Source organism: Microvirga sp. P5_D2, assembly GCF_054049475.1.
Genome location: NZ_JBFUMH010000078.1, coordinates 1 through 22868, shown reverse-complemented (window position 1 = coordinate 22868; position 22868 = coordinate 1). Strand labels below are relative to the sequence as shown.

The window sequence follows — 22868 nt, the reverse complement described above, 5'->3', positions numbered from 1 at the left end:
GGCCACGAGCGATGCCACGGCGCAGGAGGCCAGTCGCGTGATGGTCGAGTCGGCCCGGCTCGTGAGAATGATGGGAACGCGGGCACCGAGAACGATGCCTGCGGCGTCCGCGTCGGCCAGGAAGGTGAGGCTCTTGGCGAGCATGTTGCCAGCCTCGAGATCCGGGACCACAAGGACGTTAGCCTGTCCTGCGACCGGCGACTGGATCTTCTTGATTTTCGCAGCGCCGAGATCGATGGCGTTGTCGAGCGCGAGGGGGCCGTCGAGAATTCCGCCTGTGATCTGCCCCCGGTCGGCCATCTTGCACAAAGCCGCCGCCTCGATGGTCGAGGGCACCTTCGGGTTGACRGTCTCCATCGCCGACAGGATCGCGACCCGAACTGGATCGACCCGTAAGGCCCGCGCGAGATCGATGGCGTTCTGGACGATGTGAACCTTGTCCTCCAACGTCGGCGCGATGTTCACCGCAGCATCGGTGATGATGAGTGCGGTCTCATGGGTCGGAACGTCCATGACGAAGCAGTGGCTGATGCGACGGGCGGTGCGCAGCCCGCCCTCCCGGCTGACGACCGCACCCATGAGCTCGTCCGTATGCAGGCTGCCCTTCATCAGAGCCTCGGCCTCGCCTGTCTTCACAAGTTCCACGGCCTTTTGGGCTGCCGCATGGCTGTGCGGGGCATCGACGATGCGCATCTGGGAGACGTCCTTGCCGAGCGCCGCCGCGGCAGCCGCGATCTTGGCTTGCGGTCCAACCAGGATGGGCTCGATCAGTCCAAGTTCAGCCGCGTCGAAAACCGCTCCGATGGATGCTGCGTCACAAGGGTGGACCACGGCCACCTTCAGCTTTGGAGCGGATTGAGCCGCAGCCACGAGCCGATCATATTTGTCGTGCTGTCGTGTGCCTTGCTGTGACGTATCTTGGGCCGGAACCGCAACCGCCATGATGGCCTCCACGCTGTGCTCTCGATGGTCGTCGACAGCGGACCATCAGGATGCCGCCGGGTTTGTGCATGACTTGTTGTGCATGACTTGCAGGAGCATTTCTTATGCCCAACTCGCGACCATCTGGCTTGTTTGCGGACGCGAGTATGACTCTTCCGGCATTCGCTGCTTGACCGGTTGAGCCAACGCTTTGACAGTTTAGGACTGGCCTACAGGAAAATGAGCAATGACCCCGGATCAGAAAAGCCTGTCCGGACCGCTCGGTGGCCCGCCCTCTCCATCGTCGGTGCGGGTTGGTTTGCGGGACCGCCCTTTCCGCACATGGAGATTGGAGGCGCGCCATGCAGATGGAGTCTGGCCGGACCAGCGCCGGAACGCGCGCGTGAACGCGCTCGGCTCGGAGTATCTGAGGACTGTCGCAATCTGGCTAAGAGCCATATCGGTGTTTGCCAGCAACTCGCACGCGATCTCGAACCGGACTTCATTGGCCACCTGTCGGAACGCAAGGCCCTCGATGCGCAGGTGTCGGCTCAAGGTGCGGCGATGCATCGAGAAGAGACGGGCGACCGTTGCGGCGGAACAGGTATCCCGTAAAAGTTCGGTTCGAAGCAAGCGACGCAGTTCCCTGGTCAAGGGGCCGGCGATAAGGGCCGAGTGAGATCCGTCTGCCCTGCCGGTAGATGGTATCTCCATCGCTCCTTCCTCTTCCTTGCGGTCATGCCGTCGCACACCAGCGACATCGTAACGACCACTCAGCAGCTTGCTTGATCACTCAGGGCTTTCTTTTACCAATAAGGTGCCGATGCCGAGCTTCATGAGGGAGTGAGATCAACCTGAGCTGCGATCGGCTGTATCATACAGGGATCGGCAGCGACCGGATCACTGTAGGCCTGCCGGAAGTCTGTGCTTGACCAGCGGAGACAATCTTTTGACAGTTTTAGCCGTCAGCCCGGATGGCCCTGGCCGCGCCAGGCGGTAGGCGTCCGGCCCGACCAGCGCCGGAAGGCGCGGGTGAAGGCGCTCGCTTCGGAATATCCAAGCGCCGCCGCAATCTGTCCAAGCGGCACTTCGGTGTCCTGCAGGAGCTGACGGGCGATTTCGAAGCGGATTTCGTTGGTGATCGCCCGGTAGCCCACGCCACTGCCTTTCAGGCGGCGGCTCAAGGTACGACGGTGCATAGCCAGCAGATCGGCAATGTCGTCCGCCGAACATCGCTTGCTCGTCAACCGCGTGCGCAACAGCCGCCGGATATCGTCTGAAAGGGTGGAGCCCTGAGTGCTCTTCATCTGCTGAATACACTCCTCCAACAAGGCCCGTACCATGGGATCGGCCCCGGCGATCCGCTGATTCAGAACACGGGTTGGGAAGATGATGGAGGCTGTCTCCTCATTGAACCGGACGGGAGCCCGAAAATGACGCCGGTAGGGTTCCTGATTGGCCGGCACGGTCCGGGGCAACAACACCTCAAGCGGATTCCAGTCGGCTCCGCACAGAGTACGCATGGCGTTGACTGCAACGGCGATAGAACCGTCCGAGATCTGATCCGCGCTTTCGGCTTCGGGCTGATAGACCGAGAAGCTGAACAGCGCCGTGTCTCCGATGATCGTAAGCGATGGAACCGCACCCCGGTTCTGAATGCTCAGGTTGGACACGAGCGCCCGCATGGCATCGCCCAGCGTTTCCGAATGCTGCATCAGGCGCCCCACCATGCCCAATGACTGGATCGTGGCCCGTTGGCCCACCAGCAGTCCGAAATGGGGGCATTTGGTGCGGACCACGCTCAGGGTGAGTAACCGGCCCAGGGCCGCGTGTGGAATTACGTTCGTGTCGTCGCCGAACAGATGCGGGTCGAGGCCAGCTTCTCTGATCACCGCATCTGGATCGATGCCGAAATCGCACAAGGTCGGTCCGATCTCCTTCGCGACCCCCAGGTGGATGTAGCCAGGAGGGAGAGTTCGTCTGGGTTCCGCCAGGATAGGAGATGAGAGCGATATGGGTTGTCCCGAATTTCTACTCGTATCCTTGAACGCAAATCCGGTGTCGTTGGTCATCGCCATCGCCCTTTTACAGAGGATCGGACATCGACCGGGACAGAACGATTGGCCCAGCGCGACACCAACGCCTCAACACGGATCAAGCCAACATAAGTTAATCGGCAATTTGGGCCAAATCACGAAAAGCTCCGGCCCTCCTCCGGCTGTTGTCCAATATGGTCAAAGGCCTGTCCCGAAGCGTCAAGCTGGCTGATCAGATTGGCTTAATCATGGTGCTTTGGCCGCCGCAGCGTCCTTGTCATGCTTAATCCCGCAATGTCGAAAGGAGACCGCAATGAGTCAAAAAGATGCCGTAAAAAAGAAAAAGGCTGCGGTTCATACAGCGGATGCCGCTCTTCTGCCCATGAAGCGGAAGGAGTTCGAAAGCGAGCTGAGAAAGCTGCAGGTCGAGCTCGTGCGCCTGCAGACCTGGGTCAAGGCAACGGGCGCCCGGATCATCATCGTGTTCGAGGGCCGCGACACCGCGGGAAAAGGCGGCGTGATCAGCCGCATCACCCAGCGGGTGAGCCCTCGGGTTTTCCGGCACGTTGCTCTGCCCGCGCCGACCGAGCGCGAAAAGAGCCAGCTCTACATGCAGCGCTACATCGCTCACTTCCCCGCCGCCGGCGAGATCATCCTGTTCGACCGTTCCTGGTACAACCGCGCCGGCGTCGAGCGGGTGATGGGCTTCTGCAGCGATGACGAGTACGAGCGCTTCATGCGCCTTGTCCCATCGTTCGAGCAGGAGATCGTCGACAACGGCGTCATCCTGCTCAAGTACTTTCTCGACGTCAGCCAGGACGAGCAGAGGCGGCGCTTTTCCGACCGGATCGATGATCCGATCAAGCATTGGAAACTCAGTCCGATGGATACGGAGTCGGTGCGGCGCTGGTGGGACTACACGCAGGCCTACCAGGACATGTTGCGCGCCACGGATACGCCGGCCAGTCCCTGGTACATCGTCCGGTCAGACGACAAACGCCGGGCGCGGCTCAACCTGATCGCGCACCTGCTCGGCCAGATCCCATACCGGAAGATCAAGGTCGACCTGCCGAAGGTGCCCAAGGCCGAGCCGAAGCCCAAGGGTGCCGAGGATGGGCTGAGCACGAAAAACGTCGTGCCCGGACGGTACTGAAGCCTCTGTCTCGGAAATGAACTTGAGGTGACAGCAGCCTCGTTCACTGGGGGCGGCCAGATAAGAACATTATGTCTTAAACGGTCAAAGACTTGTCTCCTTCAGTCAAGCGCATGTCCTCGGCAGAGCTATGATGATGTCAAAAGGAAGACGGACCTTCCTTACATCAAAAACGAGGACTCAGGTGGTGTCACGTCTGCAGACCTCAAGCAGGAGGACGCGCTCATGACTTGCTCCAGCAAGGATGATGATCTGTTGCCTGAATCGTCTGAATCGATCGGCATCCCCGCAGGTATCGACCGTCGTGCATTCCTCGTGCGCCACGCCGCCATTGGCGCGGCAGCGGTGATGACCGGCACGACCTGGGCACCCGAAGCCCGTGCGCAACAGGCCGCGACAGAGGCTGCTGTGCAGCAGGCCAAGAGAGAAGCCGCGGGCGGCGATGCCGGCCTCAAGATGAGTTCTGCCCTGTCACCCGATCTCGATGTCGTCAAGTCATCGAAGGGGCCGGTCATGACGGTCGCGGACGAGTTCTACAAAGTCGGTCCCGGCCCCTCCAGCTCGCACACCATCGGGCCGATGCGCATCACCTATGATTTCTACCAGCGCTGCACAAAGCTGCCTGCCGACCAACTGGCACAGGCCACGGGCCTCAAGGTCCATCTCTTCGGCAGCCTGAGCGCAACCGGCAAGGGCCACGGCACCGAGCGCGCATCGCTCGCAGGCCTCGTGGGCAAGGAACCGGCCACTGTCGACCCGCGGTTCCTCGACGAGATGATCGCGAAGCCCGATCAGACCTATCCGGTGAAGGTCGGAAGCAAGACATTTAATCTGTCGCTTGCCGATGTCATCTACGATGCGCCGAAGGGCGACTTCCCGCATCCGAACACCATGACCTGCAAGCTCATGGCGGGCGACAAGGCCGTTTACGAGCAGGAGTACTATTCCGTCGGCGGCGGCTTCATCGAGTGGAAGGGCTATGAGCCACCCAAGAAGGGACAGCCGAAATATCCCTATGCGACGATGAAGGAGCTGCGACAGCACGCGGAGAACAACAAACTCTCAGTCGCCGATGTCGTGATGGCGAACGAGATCGCCGTGTCCGGAAAGAGCGAGGAGCAGATCAACGCCTTCCTGGACAAGATCGCCAACGCGATGATCGCCACGGTGAAGACGGGTCTCTCCTACAAGGACGACGTCTTGCCTGGACCGATCAAGCTCCATTCCAAGGCCGCCACCGTCTTTGAACGCGCCAACGATGATACTTATATGAGCGACCGCGCAATCGGTCTGGTTTCCGCCTTCGCCCTGGCGGCTTCCGAGGAGAATGCCCGCGGTCACTTGGTGATCACCGCGCCGACCGGTGGATCGGCAGGCGTGATGCCGGCCATCGTCTACGCCCTGACCCAGAGCGGGCGGGCGGTGCCGATGGACAAGATCCGGGAAGGTCTGCTGGCCGGCTTGGCTGTCGGCTATCTGTGCAAGCACAACGCGACCCTGGCCGCAGCCGAAGGGGGCTGCCAGGCCGAGATCGGTGTCGCCTCGGCGATGGCCGCCGCACTGATCACGCAGGTCCTAAACCAACCGCCACACGTGATCGAGAATGCCGCCGAGTCGGCGCTTGAGCATCACCTTGGCATGACCTGTGATCCGGTTGCGGGCTATGTGCAGGTTCCCTGCATCGAGCGCTGCGCCTTCGGGGCTGTGAAGGCGTGGGCAGCGGCCATGATCGCCACCAACGAGATCGCGAGCCGGCATCGAGTAGATCTCGACACGACGATCAAGACGCTTGCCGACACTGCTCGGGACATGAACCCGAAATACAAGGAGACGAGCGAGGCCGGGCTCGCCCAGAACCTGACCCTCTGCTGAGTTGTCCGGCGCCCGCGCTGCGGGCGCCGGGGATATTCCGCCGAATGAAGACCCCATAAGTGCCATGGGAGGAGGCTATCATGCCAGATGAGGCCACAGCCGTTCAGAGATCCGCGGATACATCGAAGCAGAAAGCGGAAAAGCGCGAGGCAGAACCTCGTCAGGCTGGTGCCTCTCCGGCGTCTAACGCCGCAGATGTCGTGAACGAGTGGGTAGGGTTTGTGGCCGGGCACTGGCAGGACGCCATCGATGTCCGCGACTTCATCCAGCGGAACGTCACGCCTTATGATGGAGACGAGGCGTTTCTGGTCGGGCCCAGCGAGCGGACGAAAGCCGTCTGGGCGAAGCTGCAACCCTACTTCAAAGAGGAAATCCGCAAGGGCGTTCTGGACGTCGATGCCAAGACGCCCTCCTCGATGACCTCCCACAAGCCTGGCTACATCGACCGGGACAACGAAGTGATCGTCGGCTTGCAGACCGACGCGCCCTTCCGCCGGGCCATCATGCCATACGGCGGATTGCGCATGGTCGAGGCCGGCCTGAAAGCGGCGGGCGTCGAGCCGGATCCCATCGTGCACGACATCTTTACCAAATACCGCAAGACCCACAATGATGGGGTCTTCGACGCCTACACGCCGGAGATCATGGCGTGCCGGCGCAGTCACATCATCACGGGCCTGCCCGACGCTTATGGCCGTGGGCGGATTATCGGCGACTATCGTCGAGTCGCATTGTACGGAACCGACAGGCTCCTGGAGGCAAAGCGCGCGGAACGGGCACCTCTCGATGCCAAATGGCCGTCAGACGACGTCATCCGTGAGCGTGAGGAAATGTCCGAGCAGATGCGGGCGCTGGCCGATCTTGCAGAGATGGCCAAGAACTATGGTTGCGACATCACGCGGCCGGCAGCGGACGCGCGTGAAGCCGTGCAGTGGACCTACTTCGGTTATCTCGGGGCCATCAAGGAAGCCAACGGCGCGGCCATGTCCATCGGCCGCATCTCGTCCTTCCTCGACATCTATATCGAGCGCGATCTGAAGAGCGGCGCACTCGATGAGGCCGGCGCTCAGGAACTCATCGACCAGCTCGTTCAGAAATTGCGTATCGTGCGCTTCCTGCGCACGCCGGACTACGACGCTTTGTTCTCGGGCGATCCCTATTGGGCGACCGAATGCGTCGGCGGCATGGATCTCAATGGCCGACCGCTGGTCACGCGCACCAGTTTCCGCATGCTGCATACGCTGACGAACCTGGGGCCGGCGCCGGAACCCAACATGACGGTGCTCTGGTCGAAGCAGCTCCCGGATGCCTTCAAGCGTTTCTGCATCAAGATTTCGGCCGAGACCTCCTCGCTTCAATACGAGAACGACGATCTCATGCGGCCCTATTGGGGCGACGATTATGGCATTGCCTGCTGCGTGTCCGCCATGCGGATCGGCAACCAGATGCAGTTCTTCGGCGCGCGGGTGAACCTCGCCAAGTGCCTGCTCTATGCCATCAACGGCGGGCGGGACGAGATCAGCGGCGAGCAAATCGGTCCCGAAGCCTCTCCCGTGTCCGGGGATGTCCTCGAATACGGTGACGTCATGGCAAAGTTCGACACCATGATGGAGTGGCTGGCGCAGACCTATGTCCATGCCATGAACTGCATTCACTACATGCACGACAAATATTACTACGAGCGTCTGGAGATGGCGCTCCATGACCAACAGATCCTGCGCACGATGGCTTTCGGGATTGCGGGTCTCTCTGTCGTGGCCGACAGCCTTTCGGCGATCAAGCATACGAAGGTCAAGCCGATCCGCCGTGATGACGGGCTGATCGTCTCCTATGAGATCGAGGGTGGCTATCCGCAATACGGCAACAACGACGACCGTGTCGACAGTATCGCGGCCGATCTGGTCTCCTCGTTCATGAAGAAGATCCGCAAGCATCCGACTTATCGCAATGCGGTCCATACGCAGTCGGTGCTGACCATCACGAGCAATGTCGTCTACGGCAAGAATACGGGCAATACCCCTGACGGCCGCAAGGCCGGCGAGCCTTTCGCCCCCGGCGCCAATCCGATGCATGGCCGTGACAACCATGGTTGGCTGGCCTCATGCCTGTCGGTCGCGAAGCTGCCCTATGCGGATGCGCAGGACGGCATCAGCTACACCGTGTCTGTGACGCCGAGCCTCAACCGGCTGGATCAGGGCGAGAAGATCAAGCAGGCGGTGAAGGTGCTCGACACCTATTGCGGCCGGGGCGGGTTCCACATGAACCTCAATGTCCTCAACCGCGACACCCTGCTCGATGCGATGGAGCATCCGGACAAGTACCCGCAGCTGACGATCCGTGTTTCAGGGTATGCGGTCAATTTCGTGCGCCTCACCCGCGAACAGCAGATGGATGTCATCGGCAGAACGTTCCATGGAGATGGTTGAGGTCATGGCCGACGAGCCCTGGGCCCATAGCCGGTATGACTTGCAGCAGGCGCGCTCACCAGACGCCCCGGAGACGGCCACCTTCAATGATCCCCGCGGCGATTTCGGATGGATCCATTCCTACGAGACCGGCTCCACCCTCGACGGGCCTGGAATCCGGGTGGTGGTCTTCATGAGCGGTTGCCTGCTGCGCTGCCTGTACTGCCACAACCCGGATACATGGCATCTCAAGGACGGCACGCGCGTGTCATTCGAGCGCGCTAGGACAGCGCTCGAAGCCTATGCCGCGGCGCTGCGTGCTCTGGATGGGGGACTGACGATTTCTGGCGGGGAGCCGCTTGTCCAGGTGCACTTTACCAAGCGGCTCTTCGCGGCCGCCAAGGGAATGGGCCTTCATACGGCTTTGGACACGTCGGGCTTCCTTGGTGCGCGCGCCGATGACGAGTATCTGCGCCAGGTCGATCTCGTGCTGCTCGACATCAAGTCCTGGGATCCGGAGACCTATCGCCGGACCGTGGGGCAGGACATCAAGCCGACCCTGCAATTCGCGGAGCGGTTGGCCGCAATCGGCAAGCCCGTCTGGGTGCGGTTCGTACTCGTACCGGGCCTGACCGACGATCCTGCCAATGTCGAGGGCATCGCCCGTTTCGTCGCGCCCATGAAGAACGTGGAGTGGGTCGAGGTCCTCCCGTTCCACCAGATGGGCGTCTTCAAGTGGAAGGCGATGGGTATCGACTACGAGCTCTCCGATACTCCGACTCCCTCGCCTGAGTTGGTGGAGCGGGTGCTCGGGCAATTCCGTGAGGCGGGCTGTCGCGCAAGGTAAGGGAAATGGATGCTCGATATCGTTCGCACATTGCTTGAAGCCTCGCCCCTGCTAGCGCTTTTTCTCGCCATCGCCACTGGCTATGCGCTCGGACAGATCTCGATTGCCGGCGTTTCGTTCGGTGCAGGCGCCGTCCTGTTCACCGGGCTTATCATCGGTGCCATCGCACCGAAAGCCGCGCCCCCCGGCTTGGTCGGCACGCTCGGCCTCGTGATGTTTGTCTACGGCGTCGGCATTCAGTACGGACCACAGTTTTTCGCGAGCCTGAAAGGGCCAGGCCTTAGGTATATCGCCCTCACAGCCGTGGCCGTGATCGCCTCGCTCCTGGTCGCGATGGCGCTTGCAGGCCCTCTCGGCATTTCGATGGCGACAGCGGCCGGCTTGTTCGCCGGCTCGGGCACGAGCACACCGACCCTGCAAGCGGCGCTTGCGGCGGCAGGCAACCAGGATCCTGCAATCGGTTATTCCGTCTCCTATCCCTTCGGCGTCATCGGGCCGATCGTGCTGATGACCATGATGGCCGCGTGGATCAAGCCGACGTTCAAGGCCCCGACGCAGAACGTTCGGATCGCCGAGCTCACCCTCGAGGCGCCCGGCGAGGACCACACGGTCGAGGAGATCTCCTCCGTCCTCCCGCCCGACGTCAAGATCGTCGCTCTGCGGCAGCATCATGTGAATGCGCCGCCCGATCCCGGAACCGTCCTGCATGAAGGCGACGGGGTGTTGCTGGTCGGCAGTCCGGCCGGCATCGAGCAGGCCAAGGCGGCCATGGGGCACGAGGATCCGGGTCGCATCAGCCGCGACCGCGCCAACTACGATGTCGTGCGCGTCTACGTCTCGAAGGCGGCGTTCGTCGGCAAGAACGTGCGCGAGATCCCGCTTCCCGACTTTCCCGTCCTGATTTCGCATATCCGCCGGGGCGACAGCGACATCATGGCGTCGTCCGATCTGACGCTCGAGTTCGGCGACCTGCTCGTGGCCGCCGTTCCCAGCGACCGCAAGGCCGAAGTCCAGCGTCACTTCGGCGACAGTATCAAGGGCAATGCCGAAATGTCCTTCGTCTCCATCGGCGTCGGGATCGCGTTGGGCCTCCTGCTCGGCATGATCCCGGTTCCCCTGCCGGGAGGCGGCACGTTCAGCCTCGGCGTTGCCGGCGGGCCGCTCGTCATGGCGCTCGTCCTCGGTTGGCTCGGCCGCACCGGGCCGCTTGGCTGGAAGATCCCCGTGGTCGCCAATCTGGTGCTGCGCAATCTCGGCCTGTCTGTGTTCATCGGTGCAGTCGCCATCGGGGCCGGCAGTCCCTTCGTCCAGACGGTGGCCACCAACGGCATCCAGATCCTGCTCGGGGGCGCGGCCGTGCTGCTCACCCTGGTGCTGGTCACGCTGGTGGCAGGCTACCTACTGCGCATCCCCTTCGATGACCTGCTCGGAATCTGTGCCGGATCGACCGGCAATCCTGCAATCCTCGTCGCGGCTGGACGGCTGGCCCCGACCGAGCGGACCGACATCGGCTACGCGATTTGCTTCCCCGCCATGACCATCGTCAAGATCATCGCCGTTCAGGTCCTCCTGAGTTGAGTGATAGCTCATCGCATGAAAGCTTGGTGCCAATCGGCAACACCAGATGAGATACTCACAACGTCGGCTATTCTTCGCATTGGGTTTTCTTGACACGGCTCATCGTCACTCTGCACACTGTTTCACCAACAGGACTGGGTTTTGACTTGGAGCTTGTAGATGGCGTCTATCCGAAACTTGTTGCTTGGATGTGCGGCAATCACGGCCGGCGGGGCACAGGCCGCCGATCTGCCAGCCAAAACCGCGACCCCTGTCGAATATGTCCGTGTCTGCTCCACCTATGGGACCGGCTTCTTCTACGTCCCCGGCACAGAAACCTGCCTGCGTGTCGGCGGCCGGGTTCGCGCCGAATACCTCTACCTTGAACCTGTCAGTCGTACCCAGGACTCGATAGGCTTTCGTGCTCGCGGCCGCATCAACATCGATGCTCGCACCGCCACCGCCTATGGTCTTCTTCGCACCTATATCCGCATGGAGATGACCCGGAACACGGGCGCTTACGGCTTCAGCTCCACAACCTCTAACGTTGCTCAGGCCTTCATTCAGTTCGGCGGCTTGACGGCAGGCCGCGCAATTTCATTCTTCACGGACCCGAACTTACCAGCCCCCAACTTCGGTGACTTGCGGTTCGATGATCCTRCGAATGCCGAAGTGAACCTGTTCGCCTACACCTTCTCGTTCGGCAACGGTTTCTCAGCGACGTTATCGCTCGAGGACGGCACGGAACGTCAGGTCAACAACGATCTCGCTTTCCCTCTGTTCGGTGTCGCCAGCCCATCTCCGGTCTTTGCGCCGATTGCTTCCACCTATGGTGGGGAGCGCATGCCGGATGTCGTTGCCAACATCCGCTACACCGGCACCTGGGGCGGGGCGCAGTTGTCCGGTGCATTGCATCAGATCCGCGATGTGGCGGCGGGCCTCACGACAGTCAACGGCGTGACGGTTCCGGTGATCAATCCGATCACCGGGCTGCCTAACCCGACCTTTGCAGACACGGATTACGGATTTGCAGTGGCCGCTCACGGCTATGCGAATGTGCCTGCTCTCGGGACCGGCGACACGGTGTGGATTTCGGCAACCTACACGGACGGCGCCATTGGTTATCTCAATGCCGGGCAGGCGGGTCCCATCAGCAACGGCTTCATCAGCGCTGATTTACTCGCGATGCCCTTCACCGATGCCTTTGTCGACCCGTTCACGGGTGAGTTCAAGACCAACAAGGCCTATTCGGTCGCCGGCGGCCTCAACCACAATTGGACGCCTGAGATCCAGACGAACGTGTTCGGGTCCTGGATGCGTTTCGATGCTCCAGGGATCGCGCAATATGTGGTGCCTGCGACCGTCGCAACCCTCGCAGACGGATCGGCGGGAACGACCACCGGCATCGTTGACTTCGATGAATATCGTGTCGGCGCCAACGTGATCTGGACGCCGGTGAAGGATTTTCTCATCGGCATCGAGGCGCTCTACATTCAAGTCGATCCGCGCCAGCGCGTGGCCGTTCCGCTCACGACGTCAAACGGCGATCCGACCGGCACCTTCCGGTCGACCGGATCGGAAAGCACATGGGAAGGCCGGTTGCGCGTTCAGCGCGATTTCTGAGGCGTCCGGTCGTTCTCCGGTCTCGTTGACCTTCGATCGACTGGGCTTGTGGTCAGTGCTTCTCGGCTCGCCATTGGCCGGAGCAATTCACTCGCCCCTCTGTGGTCCAACGGCCTGAACCGGAGCGACCCGACAAGCTGCCACTTATATCGACTCTGGTCTTATTGCGACGGACGCTTCCCTCGAGGCGCCCGCTCGGATCAAGCCTACCCGTAATCATGTCGCGCTTTGGGAGGTTGCCGCGGATAGCGCCATTCTCGACGATGACAGCGTATCGGTAGGTTCTCATGCAGGCACCGTTGCGGGGGACCGCTTCGATATTCCAACGCCCGTCGAACTGCTCTTGCGCCCAGGCAGGGCTTGCGCCAGATACGAGAGTGCCCATCAATTCAATGCCGGCCAAAAGACGATGCATGGACATCTCCAGGTGCCCGGATAAAACCCGCTTGTTTGAACGACCGGTTGTCAATCCTGGAAGCGCTCTGTTCACCACGCAGCTGTTGTCCGCCCGGACCGGCTCTCCCCTTCGCTGCGCGACTACTGACGGAGCCTCAATATCCCGCCACGACCGAACCCCGGGCCCGTCCCCCCGAAACCCGGCAGGAGCATCCGGTTCCGACTGGCGCCGAACTGGTCAGGGCACAGGTCTTGACCGAGGTCGCACAATACCCGCCGGACGCTGACGCGACCGGAGTCTGATATGTGGAGTAGGGGTAGTTGTAATACGGGTATGCGGCGGCTGCGCCGATCACGCTGCCCGTCACCAGCCCGGCGCCCACGCCCCAGCCGCCATAATAATTACCGTAGTATGGGTAGCGGCCGCCGTAATAGGGATAGCGCCCGCGATAGTTGGGATAGCGCCCGCCATAGTTCGGGTAACGTCCACGCCAGTCGCCACGATTTCCGACGCGGTTGTCGAAGCGGCCGGGATTGTTGATCGCAGCTTGGCGAAAGTCTCCGCCTCCGGGTCGGGCAGCGATCTGACCGCCACGGAAGTTCCCGCCCCCCATTCCAACCCGAGAACCGCCCGCGCCGGCCCGAGGGATGTACATCCTGGAGCCGCCGCTGAAGCCACCTCCACCCCGGAAGCCGCCGCCTCCGCCGAACCCACCGCCGCCACCGCCCATGCGAGCTCCCCCTCCGCCGCGGCCTCCGCGCTGGGCATCAGCCACATCCGGGATGAGAAGAGTTCCTGCTACGAGAACGCCAAGAACCAGGAGAGTCCTGTTCATCGGAAAACTCCTTTCGCTGCCCGGCGCACGGCACGGGCAGACTAACGTAAGTGGGGCGTATTATGGTCCTCTCAGAGAAACAGTGCTTGACCGTTTGGGACACTTACTTGCCATTTGTTGCCGCAGCGCCCGATGCACCACTTTTCGACCTTGTCCACTTGCACCACCATCCGTTCGCGGGTTTGAGCGGAGGTCCAAATGCTGTTGGCCACGTCCGTCTTCTGCGTTCTTGGTAGGTCCTGATAAGCTGATGTCCTGGCAGCAGACGGTCTGCCTTCGGCCCGGCACTGCCTTAGAATATTCCGAATTCGCCACAGTGTGCGCTACGATTGTTCACGTAAGCTTATGAACCTCTAGAGAAATTTTGAATGGTGTCTCTCTTCTGGGGCTACCCAGCTTTCTATGAAACCCAGCGGATCTACGCTTTCCATCATTGCCCTAGCGAGCGTCAGACGCTCCTCTAGGCGCTGCCGACGCTCGCCATTCGTACTCTTCAGGCGCTCTTCTGCATTCGCGAAGAAGCGCTCTGCGGTTATCGCTCTTCGGCGTTGTCACGTTAACTGGCATCGGGCGCATCAAGGCAACCACGGCCACCTGACGGGCTCACGCGGTAACGCAGGCTGCAGATTTCCACTCCGCCATGGCGTTGAGGCGATGAAGATGGGTGGCAAGGGCAGAGTGGCGGGAGCGAGGTGGCACAAAGAGATTGCGGACGGCGGAGAAGACACTGACGAAGCGCTGCAGGCCTCGGCGATCGAAAGCCCTGCCTCGCCCGCTCGCGCCGGCGGAAGGGCAGATGCGAATTCTCCGCGCGATTGTTAAGCCCTTTATGGGAACGATGTTCGGTAGCTGGCATGATCTGGCGTCGAGCGGCAGCGTAGGAGCCCAGCTTGTCCGTGATCATCCGCCGCGGCGGGCAGCCCTGTTTCTTCAACAGACGTTTCAGCAAGCGCTTGGCCGCCTTGGTGTCGCGCCGCGTCTGAACGATTTCATCGAGCACATATCCGTCCTGATCGACCGCCCGCCACAGCCAGTGCTTCCGGCCGGCGATCATGACCACGACCTCGTCGAGGTGCCAGATGTCGCGAGGACTCGGCGTCTTGCGCCTGAGGCGGCGGGCATAGTTCGGTCCAAACTTCAGCGCCCAGCGACGGACGGTCTCATAAGAGACGACGATGCCACGCTCCAGCAGCATTTCCTCCACCAGCCGGAGGCTCAGAGGGAACCTGAAATACAACCAGACCGCATGGGCAATGATCTCAGGCAGGAAGCGGTGGCGTTTGTAGCTGACGGGCTTGATCATGCCGGTCCATCTACCAGCTTGAGCACAATGGTCGGGTTAACGTGACAACGCCCTTCGGACGCCTTCGGGTGCGGTACCAGTTCCTCTGTCCGGCCCTTGGTGTGTCATTGCTCACGGCCCTCTCGCGAGTGACGTGCGATTGCGCCGTGATCAAGGGATTTTCGGAGCAGCGAGAGGCTCTCTCCTTCGAGAGCTTTCCTTATCTGAGCTGGCCCTAAAAGTTACCGTCTCTGATAATCCTTGCAGTCTGCTGAAGCATTTCAAAAGCATTGAAGCGTTTCTCGTGCCATTCCGCAGCCATGGAGTTGGGCTGATAGGTTTCTCCAATCGTCGACATCGACGACATAGCCTCTGCAACGTCCCCATGCTGGCCCGCCGCAACAGCTCCTAGGATAGCGGATCCAAGGAGCACAGGTTCCTCCGACGTCGGGGCCGCAACGATCTTGCCCGTCGTGTCGGCAAGAAGCTGACGCACGAGTGGGCTCTGGCCTGCACCGCCGCTCACCACGATCGTGTCGATCGAAACAGCTTTCTCGGCCTGCACCTGCACGATCTGCCGAGCCCCGTAGCCAAGACCACAGACCCCCGCGAGATAAAGAGCGACGAGGCTATCGAGATCGGCGTCCATGCTTAGGCCAGCAATCAAGCCGCGCGCATCGGGATCGGAGAACGGAGCACGGTTGCCGAGGAACTCGGGAACCACATGCACGTCGCCGATGAGGCGCGGCGCTGCCAGCGCGCCACCGCGCCGTTCAGCTTCCTGCGACAGCCATTGGCTGAGACCGATGCCGCTGTCGCGCGCCATCTTCGCGGCCTGTTCCGAAGCCGGATGCATTTGAACCAGATGGTCGATCGCGGCACCGGCCGCCGATTGGCCGCCCTCGTTGAGCCACAGCCCAGGGACCATGGCGGAAAAGTATGGCCCCCAGACGCCTGGCACGAAAGCCGGCTCCCGGGTCGATGACATGGTGCAGGCGGAGGTGCCGAACACATAGGCCATGCGGGTCAGCACATTGCCTACATTCCCGCGTGCGCCTACGGTTCCGACCCCGCCGGCATGGGCGTCGATGAGGCCCGCCGCGACAGGGGTTCCAAGCTTTAGGCCAAGATCAGCCGCCGCTTGCGCGGTCAGGCCACTGCCGAGGGCGGTGCCACCTGGCACGACCTCAGTGCCGATACGCCGGAAGGATTCGTCGGCCAATAGCCCGAGCCCAACCCTTCGGAAATAGCCTTCATCCCACCGGCTCTCATGAGCCAGATAGGTCCATTTGCACGTCACGGTGCAGACGGATCGCGCAAGGCTTGCGGTGGCCTTCCAGGTGAGGAAATCGGCCAAGTCCATAAACTGCCATGCGCCTGTGAAGGTCTGTGGCATGTTCTCCGCGAGCCACAAGAGCTTCGGGGTTTCCATTTCCGGAGAGATGGAGCCTCCAACATAATTCAGCACAGTCTCGCCCGTACCGTTGATCCTACGGGCCTGTTCGGTGGCGCGGTGGTCCATCCAGACGATGATGTTGCGCTCAGGGTCGCCAGAGGGCCCGATGGCCAAGGGTTCGCCATCCTGTCCCAGGACAACGAGAGAGCATGTGGCGTCGAAGCCGATGCCCGCGACGCTCTCGGGCGGAACGCCTGCCTTGGTCACGGCGTCGCGCACGCTGGCGCACACGGCCCGCCAGATATCGTTGCTCGACTGCTCCACGATGCCGCCGGATTCGTGCCAGATCGTGATGTCTGTCTTGGCGGAGGCCAGCAGCGTGCCATGTTCGTCGAAGAGCCCGGCGCGTGCACTTCCGGTGCCGACATCGATGCCGAGGAAATGGTTTGCCATGACCGTTCACTCATCCAGAGAATGTTGTGCGGGACGATGCCTCGCGCTGGCGCGTATCACAGGTCGTTGCTCTGCGGCAGGATGACGAGATCGCGAATGGTGACGTTCCGAGGTCTCGTCAGCATGAACAGCACCGCTTCGGCCACTTCAACAGGCTGCATCAGGCCGCCTGCGGCCAGTTCCGCATCGAGCTTCTCCTTCGGCCAGTCTTTGATCAGAGCCGTGACCACAGGTCCGGGTGCTACGGCACCAACGCGCAGGCCGTGCGGGGCAACCTGCCGTCGGACCGTGTGCACGAAGGCCTGTACGGCGTGCTTGGAGGCGGTGTAGATCGGCTCCCACACCACGGGAACCAAGCCGGCGATAGAGCTCGTCACGATGATGTCGCCGGTCTTGCGCTCCACCATGTGCGGAAGCACGGCGTGGACGGAGCGGAAAGCGGCATTGATGTTGAGATTCAGCATGCGGTCCCAGGCATCCGGATCGCCCTTCAAAATCTCGCCGCCGATATAGGAGCCGGCATTGGCATGAAAGATGTCGAGCTGACCGGTTCGTTCGAGGATCTGGGGCATCATGCGCGATACGCTCGCCGGATCGGTAACGTCAACCCGCAAGGGAATGGCCTGTGAGCCGAGTTCGGCGCAGACGGCGTTCAGTGCTTCCTCGTCGCGGTCGACCAGTACAACCCGCGCGCCTTCGGATAGGAGAATCCGGGAGCATTCGAGGCCGATGCCAGAGGCCGCCCCAGTGATGGCGGCGACTTTGCCGGATAGTTTCTCACCCATGGTTCTTCCTTCTTGGGGGTCAAGCCCGGCCGTGGGATGCGCGCGAGCGGCGTGCCAGGGAGTCGACGATGACCGCAATGGCCAGAACGGCGCCAGTGATCATGTACCGAAGCGATGAGGAGAGGTCGAGGAGCGTCAATCCGCTCGCGATCGACTGGATGACGATGATGCCGAGCAGGGCCGAATAGGCACTGCCGCGGCCGCCGAACAGACTGGTTCCACCAATAACGGCGGCCGCGATGGCGTTCAGATTGACGTCGCCAGTGCCTGCCTGCTGGCTCGCGGAGGCCAGACGCGCGGCGGAGAGAATGCCTCCAGCTGCGGCGAGACCCGAGCAGAGCATGAATGCGGTCATGTAGATGAAGCGGACATTGATGCCCGCGCGTCGCGCGGCCTCGCGGTTGCCGCCCACCGCCTGCATCTGGCGGCCCCATTTCGTGCGCGTGAGGGCATAGTTCATCACCACGACGAGACCCACGAAGAGGCCGAACATCCACGGGATGCCGCGATCGAGGTTGAGGTAGTAGACGATGAATTCGAGAACGACTGTGACCAAGGCGCAGCGTAGGAGCAGGCTGGTCAGCGGCTGAGGCGACAATCCTGCCTCGCGCCGCCGCGCCGCAGTCCGGTAGCCCAGCACGAACATCACGATCCCAGGAAGAGCCGCAAGAGCGTAAGACACAGGGTCCGGCATCACGAGCAGCTGGCCGAAATTCACCAGGGGCGCTTCATAGGGCAGGTTGATCGAGCCGGTGGAGCCGAGCAGATAGAGTTGCAAGCCCAGGATGGACAGAAGGCCTGCCAGGGTCGCCACAAAGCTCGGCATCCCGAAGCGGTTGAACAGGACCGCATAGAGTGCGCCGATCAGAACGCCGAACAGGAGCGCTGCCAGAATGGCGATCGAGACGGGCCAGCCCTGGTTGACCCACAGCACGCCGACAAGCGCGGATGCGAAGCCGCTGACGGATCCCACCGACAGATCGATTTCACCGACGATCAGGATGCATACGATGCCAAGCGCGATCACACCGACGGTCGAGCAGTCGAACAGGAGGTTGACGAGATTGTTCGGTGCCAGAAACACCGGATTGAGGCTTTGAAAGACCGTCCAGATGATCGCCAGGCCGACCACGACCGGAAGCGAGCCGAGATCGCCGGAGCGGATCCTGTCCCAAAAGGCGCGGACAGAACCGCCGATCCCTTCCGCATGCTTCACGCGCTCGTCTCTGCGGTCGAGAAGCGGAGCTGCCTGCGCGTTTTGCTCTGCGCCCTTGGTCATAGGCGTCCCTCCGGTGCCTGGGCTTGTGCGCTTTGCGCCTTGCGTCGGCTGGCGCGGCGCGAGACCGAGTTGTTCGCAGCGCCCGTGATGGCGCTGACGAGTTCCTGGTTCGACGCATCGGGCTCGAAGACGCCGTTGTTCCGACCGAGCCTGAGCACGACGATACGGTCCGCGACTGCGCGTACGTCCTCCATGTTGTGGCTGATCATGATGACCCCAAGCCCCCGGTCGCGTACGCGCTCGATCAGGTCGAGCACCTCGGCCGTCTGAGCGACGCCGAGGGCGGCCGTGGGCTCATCCAGGAGAATGAGCTTGGGTTCGAGCAGCAGAGAGCGCGCGATGGCGACGGTCTGGCGCTGGCCGCCTGAGAGGGAGGCCACGGGCTCGCGCACGCTGGGGATGCGCGCGGACAATTCGTTGAGCAGGGTCCATGCCTTCAGCTCCATGGACACCTCGTCAAGCCGGTAGGGGCTGAGCTCCCGGCCAAGGAAGATGTTGGCGACCACATCGAGGTTTTCGCACAGGGCAAGGTCCTGGAACACAGTCGCGATCCCGAGGCCGAGCGCAGCGCTCGGATCTGCGAGCGTCACCGGCTTGCTGCGGAAGGTGATCGATCCGGAACTCGGCTGATGCACGCCTGCCAGGATCTTGACGAGCGTCGACTTGCCCGCGCCGTTGTCGCCGACGAGGGCCACGACCTCACCCGCGTGCACGTCCAAATCAATTTCGGTCAAAGCCGAAACGGCGCCGAAATGCTTCGAGATGCCGCGCAGACTGAGCACTGGTTCGCGCGTGTTGCGCTGCTCTTGGGTTCTGTCCATTCTTCCTTAACTCCGGAGGCGCCTTATCGGCGCCACACATGACGTCCGGCTACCCGGCGGGTAGCCGGATGGAGTTTGCCGATTACTGGGTGATGCCCAGCTTCTTGCAGCCTTCCGCATAACGGCCGGAGCAGAGCTGTTCGGCCGTATTGATCTTCTTGTCGATGATCTCCGCCTTCAGGTTCCCTGCCGTGATCACGGCAGGGACGAACAGCTTGGACGGCGTGTTGAAGAGCGTCGTATCGGTCTTCGGCGTGTCGCCGGCCATAAGCTGAACGGCGATATTGGCGGCGGCGGCGGCCACGATCTCGCTCGGCTTGGAAATCGTGTTGTACTGATCGCCCGCGATGATCAGCTGAAGGGCCGCGATCGTCGCATCGTTGCCGGTAACCGGCGGGACCGGATTCATGCCGGCGGCCTTGAACGCCGCGATCGCGCCGCCAGCCGTGCCGTCATTGGCCGCCACGACGCCAAGGATGTTCTTGTTGAAGCGGGTGATCTGACCGCTGGCCCATTGCTGCGCCTTCGGAGGCGCCCATTCCGGCGTGTCGTATTCGGACAGGATCGGATAGCCGCTGTTGTCGAGACCCTCGTGGATGCCCTTCTTGATCAGGCCCGCGGCCGCGTCAGTCGGCGAGCCGTTGATCTGCAGAACGCCCATGCCGCTCCCGGCGGTCACGTTGGCTTTCTTCAGATGCTGCACCAGCGAATCCGCGATGGACTTGCCGATGGCTTGGTTGTCGAACGAGACGTAGAAATCAGCCTTCGCATCGGGGATTGGTCGATCATAGGCGATCACCTTGATGCCCTGGCCCTGCGCCTGCTTCACCAGCGAGGCGGCGGCTGCGGAATCGACCGGGTCGAGCACGATCGCCTTCGCACCCTGCGAGATCGCAGAGTTGAACTGCTGTTGCTGGCGCGACACGTTTGCATCGGCGTTCTGATAGATGACCTTGCAGGTTGGGCAGAGCTTTTCCATCTCGGCCTTGAAGCCCGGGAAGTCGTGCTCTTCATAGCGGGTTGAGGCCTGGTCAGGCATCAGGAATGCAACCGTGGCGTTGGAGACCTTCGCGTTTTGGGCCATGGCAACGCCGGTTCCGGCGAGCAGGGTCAGCGCCGCAAGGCCGCCGAGTTTCCATGAAGACTTGATCATTCGTTTCTCTCCCATTTGTACTTGTTATAGGGCAGGGGACCTGCCTGTCTTACCGACAGGAACGTTCCCCCGGTGTGCCCTCAGCAGAGCACTTCTTCTCGCGAGCCTCCATGTGGGGCCCGGTCGTTCTCTCGTTGATTGAGGTGGTATGTTCTGGCGCCTCCTTGAGCAGACTTGGCCGCGTTGCTGTTGTCGAGTAGCAGGCGCCGGAACTGAGAGGGTGTCATGCCCTTTTCGGCCAAGAATTGCCTGTTGAAATTGGACAGATTGTTGTAGCCAACCTCGTAGCAAATGCTGGTGATCGAGGCCTGCTCGTCACTCATCAGGATCTGGCATGCGAGATTGATACGTAATCGCTTTACGTATTGTATCAGGGACATGCCAGTGTGCTGGCGAAAGGCGCGCGAGAAACTGCTTATCGATTGGCCGGCAATCGCCGCGAGATCAGCCTCGCCGAAGGGCTGTGTCAGGTTCTCGCGGATAAAGGCAAGCGCCTTGTTAATCCCGACGGACATGTAGCCCGACGGGTCCGGCAGGTAGCTGGCGCTGGCCAGCATCCGCGACCCCTTCGCCCGGCTCAGCAGTCCGGCAATCAACATGAACAATTCGATGCGGCGCACACCCTGGGCGTCCATCACCTCGGCCATCAGAGCCGCAATCTCATGACTCGTTTCCCGGTCGAAGAGTACGCCGCGCCGGGACGATTCCAGGACCGGCGCCAGGACCGCGAGCTCAGGCAGCGCCGTCATGGCTCCGCTGATGAAGCCCTCGCTGAACTGGATAATGCGGCAGCGGAGGGGAACGATCATGTCCCTCGGAACATCGCTCACCCAATTGTGCGGAAGGTTCGGTCCGGTAAGCACTAGGTTGCCGGGCTCGAACTCGCCGATAAAGTCGCCGACGAAATAGCGGCCCTTGGTGGCAACCACCTGATGCAGTTCGTATTCGGGATGAAAGTGCCAGCGCACAGTGCGATAGGGATAGCCGTGCGACCAAGCGGCGAATGACTCGCCAGGCCTTATCTGAACGACTTCAAGATCCGGCTCCATGTCCGTTTCCTCCAGGTCGATGCGGGTGGGGCCGCAGCGCCCTTCGCTCCCAGCCGGCCGACTTATCTCGGCTCTCGCTAAAACTGACGGTAATCTCCGGCACCACGACGTGCCAGCACGTTTTAAAGTTCTTGCTGATACTTTTTTGACATTCGGCGACGAAGATCTCATCAATATGGATGCAGCACTTTACCGGAATGCCAGGCGGCCTGATGGAGATGGTGATCGCCTGTAAGGGCAAGGACGGCGACGCCCACGCCATCACACTCTTCCATTCGGCGTGTTCTCCTTGTCGTGCCGCCGTTGCCTCAGGCAGCCGGCCGTCGCCGTCGATACCCTCGTGACCACCCGGGATGATTCCGAGTTCTTCGTCTCTGCTATGATGTTCGAAAAGGGACAGCCGCACCCTGGCGAACCCAGGACTACCTCCGTTCTGGATCGGCACAATCACGGCACGCAAAGGAACCGTAGTGGTGCGTAGCCGCGACGCCGCACGTTACCTGCGCCACACCGCCTTCGAGCATCGCCAATGGCCTCCGCCTGTGTAAGGCCGCAAGGACCGGATCGCTGGCGGCTCGCACCCTGAACGACCATCAGTGGACATCCGCAAGCATAGATCGAGCGGGGTGCACAGGATCGCATCTTCGGCCTCGACCGGCCCTGTTTCGGAAGACTCATCCATCAAGATGGGAAGGTCTCGTAATGGGATGGTCCGGCCGTGCTTCTGYCCCGCTTGTTCGTACAGTGTGGGGCTTCGAGCCACGCAAGGAGCACGTCTCATGTCACGGTCTTCTTCCTCTGCCGCCATTGCCACGCTGGGCATCGATCTGGGCAAGAACAGCTTCCATCTCGTCGGCCAGGATGAGCGCGGCGCCATCGTGCTGCGGATCAAGCTCTCCCGCACGCAGCTCACCCAGCGCCTGGCGAACATCCCACCCTGCCTGATTGGCATGGAGGCCTGTGCTGGCGCCCACCCCATCGGTCGGCAACTCCGGACGCTCGGC

Annotated in this window: 15 protein-coding genes and 3 pseudogenes; 7 read left to right on the top strand and 11 right to left on the bottom strand. The window is 61.8% G+C overall.

The genetic code is table 11. The features are described 5' to 3' along the window. From ACXJKO_RS18545 to ACXJKO_RS18535, 3 genes are all read right to left on the bottom strand, one after another. Window positions 1-942: phosphate acetyltransferase (locus ACXJKO_RS18545; RefSeq protein ID WP_457092562.1), on the bottom strand; the 942-nt coding region annotated here is incomplete at its 3' end. Window positions 943-1179: 237 nt separating this feature from the next. Beyond that, entirely contained in the window at window positions 1180-1554 is a 375-nt protein-coding gene (locus ACXJKO_RS18540) for a helix-turn-helix domain-containing protein (protein ID WP_457092561.1), read from the bottom strand. 332 nt (window positions 1555-1886) lie between these two features. Then, a complete protein-coding gene (locus tag ACXJKO_RS18535) occupies window positions 1887-2993 on the bottom strand; it encodes an AraC family transcriptional regulator (protein WP_457092560.1) in 1107 nt (368 codons plus the stop codon). Window positions 2994-3270: 277 nt separating this feature from the next. Between ACXJKO_RS18535 and ppk2 the strand changes: the two genes are divergently transcribed. The 6 genes from ppk2 to ACXJKO_RS18505 all read left to right on the top strand — a co-directional run bounded on the left by ppk2 (window position 3271) and on the right by ACXJKO_RS18505 (window position 12414). Further along, window positions 3271-4110 (top strand): polyphosphate kinase 2, encoded by an 840-nt coding sequence (gene ppk2, locus ACXJKO_RS18530; RefSeq protein WP_457092559.1) that lies wholly within the window; start codon window positions 3271-3273, stop codon window positions 4108-4110. A gap of 255 nt (window positions 4111-4365) precedes the next feature. After that, the gene (locus ACXJKO_RS18525; protein WP_457092558.1) at window positions 4366-5982 is read left to right on the top strand and encodes an L-serine ammonia-lyase; all 1617 of its coding nucleotides are present in this window, start codon (window positions 4366-4368) and stop codon (window positions 5980-5982) included. Window positions 5983-6062: 80 nt separating this feature from the next. Beyond that, window positions 6063-8408: a formate C-acetyltransferase gene (gene pflB / locus ACXJKO_RS18520; protein ID WP_457092557.1), complete on the top strand. Its 2346-nt coding sequence runs from the start codon at window positions 6063-6065 to the stop codon at window positions 8406-8408. Between the two features lie 4 nt (window positions 8409-8412). Continuing rightward, a complete protein-coding gene (gene pflA / locus ACXJKO_RS18515) occupies window positions 8413-9234 on the top strand; it encodes a pyruvate formate-lyase-activating protein (protein ID WP_457092556.1) in 822 nt (273 codons plus the stop codon). Between the two features lie 9 nt (window positions 9235-9243). Beyond that, the gene (locus tag ACXJKO_RS18510) at window positions 9244-10812 is read left to right on the top strand and encodes an aspartate:alanine exchanger family transporter (protein ID WP_457092555.1); all 1569 of its coding nucleotides are present in this window, start codon (window positions 9244-9246) and stop codon (window positions 10810-10812) included. Between the two features lie 159 nt (window positions 10813-10971). Then, entirely contained in the window at window positions 10972-12414 is a 1443-nt protein-coding gene (locus ACXJKO_RS18505) for a porin (RefSeq protein WP_457092554.1), read from the top strand. A gap of 551 nt (window positions 12415-12965) precedes the next feature. Here ACXJKO_RS18505 and ACXJKO_RS18500 read toward each other — a convergent pair. The 8 genes and pseudogenes from ACXJKO_RS18500 to ACXJKO_RS18465 form a co-directional block, all read right to left on the bottom strand. Continuing rightward, window positions 12966-13646, bottom strand: a complete 681-nt coding sequence (locus tag ACXJKO_RS18500; protein WP_457092553.1) for a hypothetical protein — start codon at window positions 13644-13646, stop codon at window positions 12966-12968. A gap of 603 nt (window positions 13647-14249) precedes the next feature. Further along, a pseudogene (locus tag ACXJKO_RS18495) lies at window positions 14250-14949 on the bottom strand (IS6 family transposase). 214 nt (window positions 14950-15163) lie between these two features. Then, on the bottom strand, window positions 15164-16777 hold the full coding sequence (locus tag ACXJKO_RS18490) for an FGGY-family carbohydrate kinase (RefSeq protein ID WP_457092552.1): 1614 nt from the start codon (window positions 16775-16777) through the stop codon (window positions 15164-15166). A 56-nt stretch (window positions 16778-16833) separates the two neighbouring features. After that, on the bottom strand, window positions 16834-17562 hold the full coding sequence (locus ACXJKO_RS18485; protein ID WP_457092551.1) for an SDR family oxidoreductase: 729 nt from the start codon (window positions 17560-17562) through the stop codon (window positions 16834-16836). A gap of 19 nt (window positions 17563-17581) precedes the next feature. Further along, entirely contained in the window at window positions 17582-18841 is a 1260-nt protein-coding gene (locus ACXJKO_RS18480; RefSeq protein WP_457092550.1) for a sugar ABC transporter permease, read from the bottom strand. Beyond that, window positions 18838-19662, bottom strand: coding sequence for an ATP-binding cassette domain-containing protein (locus ACXJKO_RS18475; RefSeq protein WP_457092549.1), 825 nt, complete (start codon window positions 19660-19662; stop codon window positions 18838-18840). Before ACXJKO_RS18475 ends, ACXJKO_RS18480 begins: the two co-directional genes overlap by 4 nt. A gap of 82 nt (window positions 19663-19744) precedes the next feature. After that, window positions 19745-20815 (bottom strand): ABC transporter substrate-binding protein, encoded by a 1071-nt coding sequence (locus tag ACXJKO_RS18470; RefSeq protein ID WP_457092548.1) that lies wholly within the window; start codon window positions 20813-20815, stop codon window positions 19745-19747. Between the two features lie 167 nt (window positions 20816-20982). Next, window positions 20983-21864: pseudogene (locus tag ACXJKO_RS18465) on the bottom strand (AraC family transcriptional regulator); the annotation flags it as partial. A gap of 779 nt (window positions 21865-22643) precedes the next feature. On the opposite strand from ACXJKO_RS18465, the pseudogene ACXJKO_RS18460 reads away from it, so the two are divergent. Beyond that, window positions 22644-22868, top strand: a pseudogene (locus tag ACXJKO_RS18460) (IS110 family transposase); the annotation flags it as partial.